The sequence below is a fragment of the Pseudomonas sp. FW305-28 genome, from assembly GCF_017351395.1.
Classification (GTDB): domain Bacteria; phylum Pseudomonadota; class Gammaproteobacteria; order Pseudomonadales; family Pseudomonadaceae; genus Aquipseudomonas; species Aquipseudomonas fluorescens_AA.
Window position 1 is genome coordinate 1 of record NZ_JACNDD010000167.1, and the last position, 13,674, is coordinate 13,674.

Genomic DNA, 13,674 nt, shown 5'->3' on the forward strand with positions numbered 1-13,674 from the left:
TGCCATCCGGCACCAGGTTCCAGACTTCGCGCATGTCCACGTTGCGCATGGCGATGCAGCCATCGGTCCAGTCCAGCGTATGGAACAGCTGTTCAGGGTTTTCCTCCGAATCAGGCGTGCCGTGGATCATGATCATGCCCCCCGGCTCCACGCCTTCACGGCGGGCGCGGGCGGCGTCGCTGATGTTGGGGTAGGAAATGTGCATCGACAGGTAGAACCGGTCACTGGTCTTGCGCCAGTCCAGCCAATAAAAACCTTCGGGGGTGCGCTTGTCGCCCTCGATCAGCTTGGGGCCTTTCTTGGCGCCCTTGCCCAGGGAGATGCGATAGGTCTTGAGCGGCTTGCCGTCGTTGATCAATTGCAATTGATGAGCGGACTTGAGCACCAACACTTTTTCGATGACCTTGCCGTTGTAGGTTCCCACCGCGGCGGCCTGGGACACAGCGGTGAACGACAAGCAGAACAGGACAAGCAACCAGCGCATTGAAACGATATCCCTAGAGGTGTTTCGACTGTATGGGTTTTCAGGTGTTGGCCGGCTGAGCCAGCGGCGGGATCGATTCGGATCGCACCGGGTAATCCTCGGCCCGGCGGTCGGCATAGAAATACTCCAGGGTGCGGCCCACCGTACGGAAAGCCAGCTCGTCCCAGGGAATCTCCGCTTCTTCGAACAACTTCACTTCCAGGCTCTCGGGCCCGGCGGCGAAGTCCTCGTCCACCAGTTCGGCGCGGAAGAATACATGTACCTGGCTGATATGCGGTACGTCAATCAGCGTATAGATGCTCAAGTTTCGCACCCGGGCGCAAGCCTCTTCGGCGGTTTCGCGCACGGCGGCCTGTTCGATGGTCTCGCCGTTCTCCATGAAACCTGCCGGCAGGGTCCAGTAACCGCGCCGCGGCTCGATGGCACGCCGGCACAACAGGACTTTGCTACCCCAGGTCGGTACGCAACCGGCCACGATGTTGGGGTTCTGGTAGTGGATGGTGTGGCAGGTGTCGCAAACGAAGCGCAGGCGCGAGTCGCCTTCGGGTATGCGCTGGGTCACCGGGTTACCGCACTGGCTGCAGAATTTCATGCTTGGGTTCCTGAATGCTGCGCCTATCTTGGCGTGCGCGGGCCGGTGTCGGCAAGTTGTCGTTTCGCGACACGACGCGGTGCGGGGGTTGGGCCGCTTGAATGATTGGTGCATGATGCAAGGTAGCGAATAAATCGAGAAGTCTCATGCTGGACGAGCTACTGCATCGAGTAAGCAACCATACCCCGCACGATCTGCAGGCCGACCGACGTTTTCCTGAAGCCGCGGTGCTGGTGCCGATCACCCGCAGTGATGAACCGGAGCTGGTACTGACCCTGCGCGCCAGTGGGCTCTCGACCCATGGCGGTGAAGTGGCGTTCCCCGGTGGGCGTCGCGACCCGGAAGACCCGGACCTGATCTTCACCGCCCTGCGCGAAGCCGAAGAAGAAATCGGCCTGCCGCCCGGCCTGGTGGAAGTGATCGGCCCCCTCAGCCCGTTGATCTCGCTGCATGGCATCAGGGTCACGCCCTATGTCGGGGTGATTCCAGACTACGTCGAATACCAGGCCAACGATGCCGAGATCGCGGCGGTATTCAGCGTGCCGCTGGAGTTTTTCCGCAAGGATCCGCGCGAACACACGCACCGGATCGATTACCAGGGGCGCAGTTGGTACGTGCCCAGCTATCGGTTTGGCGAGTACAAGATCTGGGGGCTGACGGCGATCATGATCGTCGAGCTGGTCAACCTGCTGTACGACGCCGAGATCGACCTGCACACCCCGCCAAAGAGTTTCATCAATACCTGATGCCCCGAGGATTCCCATGAAATACCGCCTGGGCGATGCCCGTGTCGAAACCCACCCACAGAGCTGGGTCGCACCCAACGCCACGCTGGTGGGCAAGGTCCGCCTCGAAGAGGGCGCCAATGTCTGGTTCAACGCCGTGCTGCGCGGCGACAACGAGCTGATCCTGATCGGCAAGGACAGCAACGTGCAGGACGGCACGGTGATGCACACCGACATGGGTTATCCACTGACCATCGGCACCGGCGTGACCATCGGCCACAACGCCATGCTCCATGGCTGTACGGTGGGCGACTACAGCCTCATCGGCATCAACGCAGTGATCCTCAACGGCGCGAAGATCGGCAAGCACTGCATCATCGGCGCCAATGCGCTGATCGGCGAAAACAAGGAAATTCCCGACGGCTCACTGGTGATGGGCTCGCCCGGCAAGGTGGTGCGTGAATTGACCGAAGCCCAGAAGAACATGCTCGTGGCCAGCGCGGCGCACTATGTGCACAACTCCCAGCGCTACGCCCGCGACCTGGCCGAGCAGGAACCATGAGCGCCCCTGAACGCCCGGTGCCTTCGCCCTGCGTGAACATCTGCGCGCTGGACGATGACGACATCTGCACCGGCTGCCAGCGCACCGTGGCGGAAATCACCCGGTGGAGCCGGATGGACAACGACGAACGCCGCGGGGTCCTGGTGTTGTGTCATGAACGGGCCAAGGCCAGTGGGTTGGTGTGGATGTTGCCGGCCAGGCGGTGATGTCGGAGATGGAACACAACCCCCTGTGGGAGCGAGCTTGCTCGCGATGACGGAGGCACATTCAACAGAGTCTCGCGCTGACCACCGCTATCGCGAGCAAGCTCGCTCCCACAGGGGTTCATGGTGTTTGCTTGAATCCCGTCCACCGATCCAACCCCAGCACCGTCAGTGCAATCCCGACAAATCCCGCCAGTATCCCCCCGGCATTGATGAACACCTGTGGATAACCCAGGCTCGCCACGTCGATGAAAGGGTAGGGGTAGGCCGCCAGTAAATCCCCCCGCAGCAGGACATAGGCGAAATAGACCAGGGGATAGATCATCCACAACCCGATGTGGCCCAGGCGCAAGCTGCCTTTGGGCACCCAGCGCCACCAATAGGCGATGTAGAGCAAGGGCACCACGTCATGCAGTAGTTCGTCGGCCACGAACTGCCAGCCTTCGGGTTGCCAGAGGTGGCGCAGCAGCAGGTTGTAGGCCAGGCTGACCAGGGCGATGCTCACGGCAACGCCGCTGCGTACGCTGGGCTGCAGGAACCAGCGGCGGGCCGGGGCTGGGCGAGGGGTCAGCTCCCAGGTCAGGACCACCGCCACCCACAGGTTGGTCAGCACCGTGAAGAAACTGAAGAAACTCACCAACCCGCCTAGCAGGCTCGCCCCCAGTTCCCAGCGACCCAGCAGGATCAGATACAGCTGGATGCTCAACCCCGCCCAGGCCAGCAGCGCGGTGACCGACACGAAGCGCTGGCGCAGGGTGAGGCGAGGACCTCTATCAATCTCCACGGCGGCTCAGACCGGCCGTTTGGTGCGCATCAACTTGATGTACAAGCGCTCGACTTTCTCCCGCGCCCACGGGGTCTTGCGCAAGAAGGTCAGGCTCGACTTGATGCTGGGGTCACTTTTGAAGCAGCGGATATCGATGCGTTCAGCCAGGCCCGACCATTCGTAGTGCTGCACGAGGGCGTTGAGGATCTGCTCCAGCGTCACGCCGTGCAGCGGGTTGTTGTTGGGTTCGGTCATGGGAGGCCTTCGCGCAAAAAAGGGTAAAGCCGCGCACCTTAGCCGAGGTGCCCTTGTGGTGGAAGCATAGCCTTCATCGGGGGGCTCCCGGGCCAGGCGCACTGTTACCAAATCCGAGATGATCCATGTCAACAAAAGCCCTTTCTCTATCGAGAACAGGACATTATCCTTGCGCCGCCTGCTGAAACGCTTCTTCTGTTGTGCCGAAGCCTCTGCGTCCAGCTCATTCCTGCTGAAAGATCTGATGAATGCCCGATGTCCTGACCCTGAAAGACAGCGCTGTCTTGGTGAATTCCTGTGGGAGCGAGCTTGCTCGCGATAACGATTGCACATTCGACATTGAAGCTGACTGACACGCCGCCATCGCGAGCAAGCTCGCTCCCACAGGGATCGCGGCAGCCAATTTGCCTTTTTCAACTGAACCATGCCCCCTCAAGATCGTCATCTACAGTGACTACTTGCGCGGGCCTCCTTAAAACATCACGGAGAATCACACTATGAGCACTGAGGGTGCTTTGAGTCGAAGCCGTCTGCTACCGAGCCTGCTCGGCATTCTGCTTCTATTGATGGGCCTGGCCCTGCTGGCCGGGGGAGTCAAGCTGAGCACGCTGGGCGGCTCGTGGTATTACCTGCTGGCCGGTATCGGCCTGGCGCTGACCGGCGTGCTGCTGATCATGGCCCGTCGCGCGGCCCTCGGCCTGTACGCGTTGGTGCTGTTCGCCAGCACCGTGTGGGCGCTGTGGGAAGTGGGCCTGGACTGGTGGCAACTGGTGCCGCGCCTGGCGATGCTGTTTGCCCTGGGCATCGTCATGTTGCTGCCGTGGTTCCGCCGTCCGCTGTTGACCGCCGACGCCTCGGCCACGGGTACCCGCGCACTGGGCGCCGCCGTGGTCATCGCCGGTGTCGCGGCGCTCGCCAGCCAGTTCACCAACCCGGGTGAAATCAAAGGTCAATTGGACCGTGACGCCGTGCCGGGCATGACCAACACCGCTCCGGCCATGCCGGACGGCGACTGGAACTCCTATGGCCGCAGCGCCCACGGCGACCGCTATTCGCCGCTGGCGCAGATCACCCCCGAGAACGTCAGCAAGCTGAAAGAAGCCTGGACCTACCGCACTGGCGACCTGCCAGGGCCGAACGATCCGGGTGAAACCACCGCCGAAAACACTCCGCTGAAGGTCAACGGCATGCTCTACGTGTGCACGCCTCACAGCCAGGTGATTGCCCTGGAGCCTGAAACCGGCAAGGAAATCTGGCGTTTCGATCCGAAGCTTTCCACGCAAAAAGCGGAAAACTTCAAGGGTTGGGCCCACATGACCTGCCGTGGCGTGACCTACCACGATGACGCTGCTTACGCTTCCGCCGAGCAGAGTCCCACCGGCAGCGCCAGCACCACGCCGGCCAGCACCGTGTGCCCGCGGCGGATCTTCCTGCCGACCGCCGACACGCGCCTGATTGCCCTCAACGCCGACACTGGCAAGATGTGTGAAGACTTCGGCGACAAAGGCCAGGTCGACCTCACCGCCAACATCGGCGGCTTCACGGCCGGCGGTTACTACTCCACCTCGCCACCGGCGGTCACCCAGAACCTGGTGGTGATTGGCGGCCACGTCACCGACAACGTCTCCACCGACGAGCCGAGTGGTGTGATCCGCGCCTACGACGTACACACCGGCAAGTTGGTGTGGAACTGGGACAGCGGCAACCCGGACGACACCACGCCGATTGCCGAAGGCCAGACCTACACCCGCAACTCGCCGAACATGTGGTCCATGTTCAGCGTCGATGAAAAACTCGGCATGCTCTACCTGCCGATGGGCAACCAGACCCCCGACCAGTTCGGTGGCATGCGTACCCCGGAATCGGAAAAATACGCCGCCGGCCTGACCGCCCTGGACATCGCCACCGGCAAGGTGCGCTGGTACTTCCAGTTCACCCACCACGACCTGTGGGACATGGACGTCGGTGGTCAACCGACGCTGATGGACATGAAGACCGCCGATGGCGTGAAACCCGCCGTCCTGGCGTCGACCAAGCAGGGCAGCATCTACGTGCTGGACCGCAGCAATGGCCAGCCGATTGTGCCGATCAAGGAAATTCCGGTGCCGCAAGGCGCCGTGGAGGGCGACCACACCTCGCCGACCCAACCGATGTCCGACCTGAACTTCGTGCCGCCGGTCCTCAAGGAACGCGACATGTGGGGCGTGACCCCGTTCGACCAGATGTTGTGCCGGATCGACTTCAAGTCGCTGCGCTATGACGGCATGTTCACCCCGCCGTCGCTGCAAGGCTCGATCGTCTACCCGGGCAACTTCGGCGTATTCGACTGGGGCGGCATTTCGGTGGACCCGGTGCGCCAGATCGCCTTCGTCAACCCGAGCTACATGGCGTTCAAGTCGAAGTTGGTGCCAGCGGCGGAAGTGGCCGGTGGTCCGGGTCGCAAGAGCGAAACCGAAGGCGTGCAGCCGAACAAAGGCGCGCCGTATGGCGTGATCCTCGAAGCGCTGCTCTCGCCGATGGGCCTGCCTTGCCAGGCGCCGGCGTGGGGTTATGTCGCGGCGGTGGACCTGACCAACAACAAGACCCTGTGGAAACACAAGAACGGCACCGTGCGCGACAGCTCGCCGGTCCCGATCCCGTTGAGCATGGGGGTTCCGAGCCTGGGGGGTACGTTTACCACTGGCAGCGGCCTGGCATTCCTCAGCGGTACGCTGGACCAGTACCTGCGAGCCTATGACGTGAAAAACGGCAAGCAGCTGTGGGAAGGCCGCCTGCCCGCCGGCGCCCAGACCACGCCGATGACCTACACCGGCAAGGACGGCAAGCAATACGTGCTGGTCGTTGCGGGTGGTCATGGCTCCCTGGGGACCAAGCAGGGTGATTATGTGATTGCCTACAAGCTGCCGGATTAAGCAAAACCGGCGCCCATGAAAAAGGCGACACCCTTGCGGGTGTCGCCTTTTTATTTATCCAGCAATGTAGAAAGGCTTGGTGTGGCAAAGCTTGTGGGAGTAGTTCAGCCTGTAGGGAGCAAAGCTTGCTGTGGGGAGCAAGGTCTGTGGGAGCAAGGCTTGCCCGCGATGAACACAACACGGTCTTTGAAACCGAGTCGCCTGTATCGCGAGCAAGCTTTGCTCCCACAGGCTTGCACCCATAGGCCTTGTTCCTGCAAGCCTTACAGTTCGATCTTCACCGCTTGCGAGGCACGGGTCGCCTTGGCACGGGCCGCTTCGATGGATTCGTCGCGGGCCAGGGCCACGCCCAGGCGGCGCTGGCCGTTGACTTCCGGTTTGCCGAACAGGCGCAGGGCGGTGTCCGGTTCGCTCAGGGCCACGCCCAGGTTGGCGAACGCGGTCTGGGTCGATTGGCCTTCCACCAGGATCACCGACGACGCCGAGGGGCCGAACTGGCGGATCAGCGGGATTGGCAGGCCGAGAATGGCGCGGGCGTGCAAGGCGAACTGCGACAGGTCCTGGGAAATCAGCGTCACCAGACCCGTGTCATGCGGGCGTGGCGAGACTTCGCTGAACCACACCTGGTCGCCCTTGATGAACAGCTCGACGCCAAACAGGCCACGACCACCCAGGGCCTCGGTCACGGCCTTGGCCACGCGCTCGGATTCGGCCAGGGCCACCGGGCTCATGGCCTGGGGCTGCCAGGATTCCTGATAGTCGCCTTTTTCCTGACGGTGGCCGACGGGCGCGCAGAAGGTGGTACCGCCGACATGACGCACAGTGAGCAGGGTGATTTCATAGTCGAAATCGATAAAGCCTTCGATGATCACCCGGCCCTTGCCGGCACGGCCGCCTTCCTGGGCGTAGTCCCAGGCTTTCTGCACGTCATCGGTGCTGCGCAACAGGCTCTGGCCCTTGCCCGAGGAACTCATCACCGGCTTGACCACGCAGGGGAAGCCCAGGGTTTCCACAGCCTTGCGGTAGTCTTCGACGGTGTCGGCGAAGAAATACGGCGACGTCGGCAGGCCCAGCTCTTCGGCGGCCAGGCGCCGGATGCCTTCACGGTTCATGGTCAACTGCGCGGCGCGGGCGGTGGGGATCACGGTGAAGCCTTCGGCTTCCAGTTCCACCAGGGTGGCGGTGGCGATGGCTTCGATTTCCGGCACGATGAAGTGCGGTTTCTCGGCCTCGATCACCGCACGCAGGGCGGCGCCGTCGAGCATGTTGATCACATGGCTGCGGTGGGCCACTTGCATGGCCGGCGCGTTGGCGTAGCGATCCACGGCAATCACCTCGACGCCCAGGCGCTGCAGCTCGATTACCACTTCCTTGCCCAGCTCACCGCTGCCACACAACAAAACGCGGGTCGCGGTGGGCGACAATGGGGTTCCGATACGGGTCATCTGAAGGTCCTCAAACAGGAGCGGATCATCGGGGGGCGCGCGCCGGGCGAGCTTCCCATGGGGAGAAAGCGCGGCATTTTACATGAACAGCGGGGTTTGGCTTCAGGTGGCGACGGTTTGCTTGCGCAAACGCCAGGCCATGATCAGCCAGACGACCGTGACCCCGGCGAATTTCGAGGCCAGGGCGGTGATCACCACGCCTGGCGTCAGGGCATCGATCAGGCCGAAGAAAATGAAGGTGTCGAGGGGAATGCTCAGGGCCGAACTGATCCACAGCCGATCATGGAGCGGGCGCTTGGTAATCGTGAACACCAGCCAGTCGATGCACTCGGACACGGCGAATGCCGTGGCGCTGGCCAGGGCGATGGTCGGGTCCGAAGTGACGTAGGACAACACCAGCGCCACCAGCATCGCCACGATGGCGCCATGACCGAAACGCGTCTGCACCATGTCCCGCAGGATGAACACCAGCCCGCCCCAGGCCGACCAGATGATGTCCAGGTGCGGCGCGGCGGAAAACGCGAAGTTGATCAGCACGACGCTGGCGATATAGGCGAGGAGGAAGAGCATGGGATACCTGGTGAAATGTCTTGTGAATCATTAAGAACAGCGATATCCCCGTGGCGAGGGAGCTTGCTCCCGCTGGGCTGCGCAGCAGCCCCAATGCAGCCAACTCAATTTTCCTGATACACCGGGTTGTCAGGTTTTGGGGCCGCTTCGCGCCCCAGCGGGAGCAAGCTCCCTCGCCACAGGGGGCTGTGTGTCCAGTGGACAGGGTAGTTCAGCCGCCGCCAGTCTCTCAATCTTCCTCACTACCCTCCGCCTTCCAATACCCTACGGCCTTGACCAAATCCTGATCCAACCCTTTCTCCTCCAGCAACACCTTGCGAATCTGCCGCGACACCTTGCTCTCGGTCGCGACCCAGGCGTACAGCTTGCCGCCGGGCATTTCCAGCTGTTGCACGGTTCGCAGCAGGTTGTCCTGGCGGCCTTCGCGCAATACCCAGATCACCTGGACCTGCGCCGGGCTCTGGAGGATCTGCTGTTCGGCGCCGTTTTCCACTTCAACCACCACCAGGGCCCTTCGGTTCGGCGCCAGGCCTTCGAGGCGGCGGGCGATGGCGGGCAGGGCGGTTTCGTCGCCGACCAGCAGGTAGCTGTCAAAGATGTCCGGCACGATCATCGAGCCCCGGGGCCCGGCGATGTTCAGGTATTGCCCGGGGGCGGCCTGGGCCGCCCAGGTCGAGGCCGGGCCGTCGCCGTGGAGCACGAAATCGATGTCCAGCTCCAAGGTGTCCAGGTCATAGCGCCGTGGCGTGTAGTCGCGCATCTCGGGCATCGGGCCCTGGGCCTTGCCCGCGCTGGGGTTGAAGTTATCCAGGGCGGCCTGTTCCTCGGCGTTCTGCGGGAACAGCAATTTCACATGGTCATCCGTGCCCAGGCTGGCGAACCCGGCCAGTTCCGGCCCGCCGAGGGTGATGCGGCGCATGCGTGGGGTCAGGTCCACCACCCGCAACACTTGCAGGCGGCGACGCTTGATCTCGTGGCTGACGCGGTGAACGGTGTTTGGATCGTGTTCAGTCATTGCTTGACTCCGAAACTGAGGGACGGGCAGGGCCGTCGACGATGGCTTTGACGGTGTCGTTGAGCAGGCCGCTTACCCGCAGGATTTCTTCCGGGCTCCAGCGGCCTTGATGCATCTGTAGCGCATCACGCAGGTGACCCACCGCTTCGTGGATCTCGGCAGGCCGATCCTGGTCACGCAGGGTGCGCTTGCTGGTTTCGATGCGCATCCGCACGCCGTCCAGCGCTTCGGCCTGGTCTTGAAGGAATAGACGTCCGGCATCGGTCGCGCTGTAACATTTTTTTCCACCCTCGGCGTCGCCGCTGATCATCTTACCCATTTCAAGGTGGGTCAGGGTCGGGTAGATCACGCCGGGGCTGGGGCTGTAGGCACCGTCGAACATGGACTCGATCTGCCGGATCAGCTCGTAGCCGTGGCAAGGTTTCTCGGCAATCAGGGCCAGCAACAGCAATTTCAAGTCGCCAGCGGCGAAAACCCGTGGGCCGCGACTGCCGCGATCGCGACCGGACGGGCGTCGTTCGAAGCCATCCTGACGACCCTGTTCATGAGAGGAAGGGGAATAAAGGACTGTCATGTGTTTGCTCTCTGTTGCGCATAAATAGAACCGAGATATATCTTTGACTTCAGATATATCTTCGCTTATATAGATACATCTTGAAATGAAGATATATCTTAGTTGTGTCCTACAAGAGGTGAAGTATGACCTTACCTGAATCCCTTAAGTTTGCGGGACGAAACTGGATGGGTATCAGGAAGTATTAACCGTAACTAGTGGGAATGTGGGAATGCTCTTACATTAAAAGTTACGTTTTATCGAAAATTGCGTATTTTTCTCTGTGTTGTATGTTCGCTTTACTACAAGCCTATGCGAACTTTCCTGCTTATTTTTAATTAAAGAGCGACGATCATGCACCGGCGTTGAAAGGGGCACGCCAAGCTGTATTTGGCCTGCAACTTCAGCCCTTCCCTCTTTATTGCTATGAACAGGTGTTAACAATGCTCATGAAAATCGTAACCGCAGCTTCCCTGACCGCCGCGGCCCTGAGTTCTTCGCTGGCGTTCGCTCTGGATGATGCGCGTTCCTCCATCCACATCACGGCGAACATTCCGACCCAGCAGTTCCACGTGCAGCCACGTGACCCGAACTGGGGTAAGAATGAAACCATGAACTACAACACCGTCAGCGGCACCCTGACGTCGCTGCGTCAGACCTACGACGTGAAGAACACCGAAGGTTCGGTCAACGCCTACATCGAAAACGGCCCGGCTTCGCTGTTCAACGGCAGCGATGCCATCGCCCTGACCACCGCTTTCAACGGTGTCACCCTGACCGCCATCCCCCAGGAAGTGGTGGACGACGCGACCTCCACACCGGGCACCCAGGCTGAGATGACCATTAGCCCGGCCAAGCCTCTGGCTACTCAGAACGGCGTATACACCGCTGACATGACCGTCATCTTCGACGCCGTGCCGCGCCCGTAATGCCCTCTGCCGCCCGGTGAGTTCCACCTCTTCCCGGGCCGCGCGACAGGCCTGCCGGCGCTCCCCAGCCGGCAGGCCTGTACCTGGAATGCCTTGATAGCTCGCTGATAATGAGAGTCCCGTTGATGTTTTCGATGACACCCATCGCAGGTGCGCTCGCGCTATTGTTGTGCGCCAATGCATTGGCCGCGCCAACTGCACCCGGTACGACACCCACGAGCCTGCTGTCCCAGGCCAAGGGGTTACCGGCGGAGTTTGAAGCCCACTTCTTCGATGTGCCGCTCGCGGTTCGTATTGAACTCAATCAACAGTATCTCGGTGAGGCCATGGTGGTCTTGACGCGAGATGATCGTATTACCCTGCTCGAGTTCACCGAAACCCAGGAGAGTTCGATCAAGGCTGTCGAACGCGAGCAATGGGAACAACGCCTCAAGCAGGGCATCACGCTCGGCGCCTGTGAAACCAATTGTTCGGCGGGGTTGCTGGCCGTGCATTACAGTCTCGAGAATTCATTGGTGTCGATCCTGACCCAAGATGTCGAGCGCTCGACCGAGCCCCGGCGTTTTTACGACCAGCCCAAAGAGGGCAGCTTCGGTCTTATCTTCAATAACCAACTCAATCTCAATGGTGGCCAGGAACAGGACACGGGGGGGCGCTATGGCCTCAACGCCAGTTCCAGCGTGGGCAACTGGAGCCAGTCCCTGGACCTTCAGCTCTCGCGTCTTGGCGGGCCGGACGACAAGATTTACCACGCCGTCCACGAGCTCTATACCCAACGAGAGTTGGAAGGACAATTTTTCCGCCTGGGTTATTTCACGCCCAGCTCCGATGGCCTGAACCGTCAGATCCGTTCGTTCGGCGCCAACCCGGACACTGCGCTGGGGGTTATGTTCGGCAGTTCCGACAGCCTGGTCGTCGACAATCCCAAGCCCAGTGTCTACCCCATTTATGTCACCGCCAGCCGCCAGGCGTCGGTGGAGATTTATCGCAGCGGCCTGTTGATCAACACCCAGGCCGTCAGCGCCGGCTTGCAGAGCCTGGACACCCGGCCATTGCCTGGCGGTATCTACGAGGTGGAAGTTCGACTGATCGAGGACGGGCAAACCACCGCCACCAGCCAGGAACTGGTCTACAAACCCAGCAATTGGAGCAGCACGGAAGATCGCTGGCGCTACAACCTGTTCGCCGGGCGCGAAACCCGGTTGTGGAGCAACTGGGACGACCAGCCCTCGGGTTTCACCACGGCGGGCCTCGGCGTCAATTACCTGCTGCACCCACGGGTGATCCTGGGGGGCTCCATGCGCCAGGTGCAGGACAAACTGCAAGTGGGCACTTCGGTGGACTGGACGCTGGCCAGCAGTACCAGCCTGTACGCCAATGTCTACCAGACCGAACAGTACGGCAATGGCATGGACTTGCAGGGCATGTACAGCTATGGCAGTGGCAGCGTCGTGGCCAGCCACAACCGCAGCTGGCTGGATACCCGCAACACCTACGAGACCCTGCCGGATGGCACCCGTATCCGCCAGCGCGACGTGTACGTCGGCCACACCAGCAACTCGTCGCTGTCGGTCAATCATCGCTTGAGCAACAAGACCTCCATCAACGGGCGGCTGGCCTACAGCGAAGGCAATGTCCAGGGCACGGGCCTGGACCTGGGCTGGACCCAGCGCGGCAAGCTGCGTGGCAGCGATGCCAACTGGCGGTTGTCGGTGTTCGACCGTCCTGGCTCTTCGAGCACCAACGACCGGCGTAATCGCGGCGTGGACCTGAGCCTCAGCGTGGCCTTGGGCGGCCCGGGCGAATACTGGTCGGGCAGCATTGGCACCCGCACCTCCCGCGAGGGCGACCGGGACAACAATGCCTCGCTGACCTATCGTCGCGACCTCCAGGACCACGTGTTGCAAAGCGTTTCCGCCACGGCGCTGGCCGATACCTATGGCGTGGGCCTGTCCGGCCTCGCCAGCTTCAGTACCGACTCGCTCTACGGCGATGGTTTCATCCAGCGCTCGTCCTACAACGACAACCTTACTGGCGGCCTGAACCTCAGCAGCACGGTCGCCGTGGGCGGCCAGAAAGCCACCTTCACCGGGGTGCCGCAAGGTCGCGGCGCAGGGATGATCGTCGACGTTGAGACCGACCTGGACAACATCGTCCTGCGCGCCGACGACCTGACTGGCGGCAGCACCACGTTGCACCCGGGACGTAACTTCGTGCCGATCACCGCTTATAAAAACAGCATGGTCACCTTCGACTTCGAGGGCGTCCATCCGCCAGCGGCGAGCATCGAGCCCACACGCACCCGCTATCACCTGAACAAGGGCGGTGTGGACTACCGCAAGGTCAGCGTGATGAAAACCGTGACCGTGCTCGGCCGCCTGCTGGACGAACAGGGCCAGCCGCTCAAGGGCCATCACGTGATCAACCACGCCAGCCGCGGCGTCAGCGAGGTGGACGGGTTCTTCTCCATGGAGATGAATGCCGCGTCCCCGACCCTGGAAGTGCGCTACGGCAACGAGTTGTTCTGCCGCTTCCGCCTCGACCCGGAAACCGCCAGCGAGGAAGGCGACGTGTTGATGATCGGCGACCTGCGCTGCACCCCGGACAGCCTGGCCGATAGCACGTTGGCCGCGGCTGACCCGGCGAAGCAGCGTTCATGAGCT

At 61.8% G+C, this 13,674-nt stretch carries 14 protein-coding genes; 6 read left to right on the plus strand and 8 right to left on the minus strand.

What is annotated here, in order from left to right; genetic code table 11:
* Together J4E53_RS26470 and J4E53_RS26475 are read right to left on the minus strand one after the other, a co-directional pair.
* Nucleotides 1-484, minus strand: a 484-nt coding sequence (locus J4E53_RS26470) for a murein L,D-transpeptidase family protein (RefSeq protein WP_207268219.1), incomplete at its 3' end; no start/stop codon positions are given.
* Nucleotides 485-524: 40 nt separating this feature from the next.
* Entirely contained in the window at nucleotides 525-1,076 is a 552-nt protein-coding gene (locus J4E53_RS26475; protein WP_060740823.1) for an NUDIX hydrolase, read from the minus strand.
* Nucleotides 1,077-1,222: 146 nt separating this feature from the next.
* Here J4E53_RS26475 and J4E53_RS26480 point away from each other — a divergent pair, with 146 nt between their 5' ends.
* The 3 genes from J4E53_RS26480 to J4E53_RS26490 are packed head-to-tail and all read left to right on the plus strand — an operon-like array spanning nucleotide 1,223 to nucleotide 2,569.
* On the plus strand, nucleotides 1,223-1,822 hold the full coding sequence (locus J4E53_RS26480) for a CoA pyrophosphatase (protein WP_103308459.1): 600 nt from the start codon (nucleotides 1,223-1,225) through the stop codon (nucleotides 1,820-1,822).
* A 16-nt stretch (nucleotides 1,823-1,838) separates the two neighbouring features.
* On the plus strand, nucleotides 1,839-2,363 hold the full coding sequence (locus tag J4E53_RS26485; RefSeq protein ID WP_060740825.1) for a gamma carbonic anhydrase family protein: 525 nt from the start codon (nucleotides 1,839-1,841) through the stop codon (nucleotides 2,361-2,363).
* Nucleotides 2,360-2,569, plus strand: coding sequence for a DUF1289 domain-containing protein (locus J4E53_RS26490; RefSeq protein ID WP_103308458.1), 210 nt, complete (start codon nucleotides 2,360-2,362; stop codon nucleotides 2,567-2,569). Before J4E53_RS26485 ends, J4E53_RS26490 begins: the two co-directional genes overlap by 4 nt.
* 118 nt (nucleotides 2,570-2,687) lie before the next feature.
* On the opposite strand, the gene J4E53_RS26495 is transcribed toward J4E53_RS26490, so the two are convergent.
* Nucleotides 2,688-3,350 (minus strand): Pr6Pr family membrane protein, encoded by a 663-nt coding sequence (locus J4E53_RS26495; protein WP_060740826.1) that lies wholly within the window; start codon nucleotides 3,348-3,350, stop codon nucleotides 2,688-2,690.
* A 6-nt stretch (nucleotides 3,351-3,356) separates the two neighbouring features.
* On the minus strand, nucleotides 3,357-3,587 hold the full coding sequence (locus tag J4E53_RS26500; protein ID WP_003205228.1) for a VF530 family DNA-binding protein: 231 nt from the start codon (nucleotides 3,585-3,587) through the stop codon (nucleotides 3,357-3,359).
* Nucleotides 3,588-4,084: 497 nt separating this feature from the next.
* Between J4E53_RS26500 and J4E53_RS26505 the strand changes: the two genes are divergently transcribed.
* The gene (locus J4E53_RS26505) at nucleotides 4,085-6,499 is read left to right on the plus strand and encodes a glucose/quinate/shikimate family membrane-bound PQQ-dependent dehydrogenase (protein WP_103308457.1); all 2,415 of its coding nucleotides are present in this window, start codon (nucleotides 4,085-4,087) and stop codon (nucleotides 6,497-6,499) included.
* Between the two features lie 263 nt (nucleotides 6,500-6,762).
* Here J4E53_RS26505 and purT read toward each other — a convergent pair whose 3' ends face one another.
* The 4 genes from purT to J4E53_RS26525 form a co-directional block, all read right to left on the minus strand.
* On the minus strand, nucleotides 6,763-7,944 hold the full coding sequence (purT, locus tag J4E53_RS26510; RefSeq protein WP_103308456.1) for a formate-dependent phosphoribosylglycinamide formyltransferase: 1,182 nt from the start codon (nucleotides 7,942-7,944) through the stop codon (nucleotides 6,763-6,765).
* Nucleotides 7,945-8,046: 102 nt separating this feature from the next.
* On the minus strand, nucleotides 8,047-8,514 hold the full coding sequence (locus tag J4E53_RS26515) for a preQ0 transporter (RefSeq protein ID WP_060740830.1): 468 nt from the start codon (nucleotides 8,512-8,514) through the stop codon (nucleotides 8,047-8,049).
* Between the two features lie 229 nt (nucleotides 8,515-8,743).
* The gene (locus tag J4E53_RS26520) at nucleotides 8,744-9,529 is read right to left on the minus strand and encodes a siderophore-interacting protein (RefSeq protein WP_103308455.1); all 786 of its coding nucleotides are present in this window, start codon (nucleotides 9,527-9,529) and stop codon (nucleotides 8,744-8,746) included.
* Entirely contained in the window at nucleotides 9,522-10,103 is a 582-nt protein-coding gene (locus J4E53_RS26525; protein WP_060740832.1) for a PadR family transcriptional regulator, read from the minus strand. The genes J4E53_RS26520 and J4E53_RS26525 overlap by 8 nt, the downstream gene beginning before the upstream one ends.
* A gap of 422 nt (nucleotides 10,104-10,525) precedes the next feature.
* On the opposite strand from J4E53_RS26525, the gene J4E53_RS26530 reads away from it, so the two are divergent.
* Complete coding sequence (locus J4E53_RS26530) at nucleotides 10,526-11,011, plus strand: CS1 type fimbrial major subunit (protein WP_060740833.1); 486 nt, start codon at nucleotides 10,526-10,528, stop codon at nucleotides 11,009-11,011.
* 125 nt (nucleotides 11,012-11,136) lie between these two features.
* On the plus strand, nucleotides 11,137-13,671 hold the full coding sequence (locus tag J4E53_RS26535; protein WP_060740834.1) for a CS1-pili formation C-terminal domain-containing protein: 2,535 nt from the start codon (nucleotides 11,137-11,139) through the stop codon (nucleotides 13,669-13,671).
* Nucleotides 13,672-13,674 lie beyond the last annotated feature (3 nt).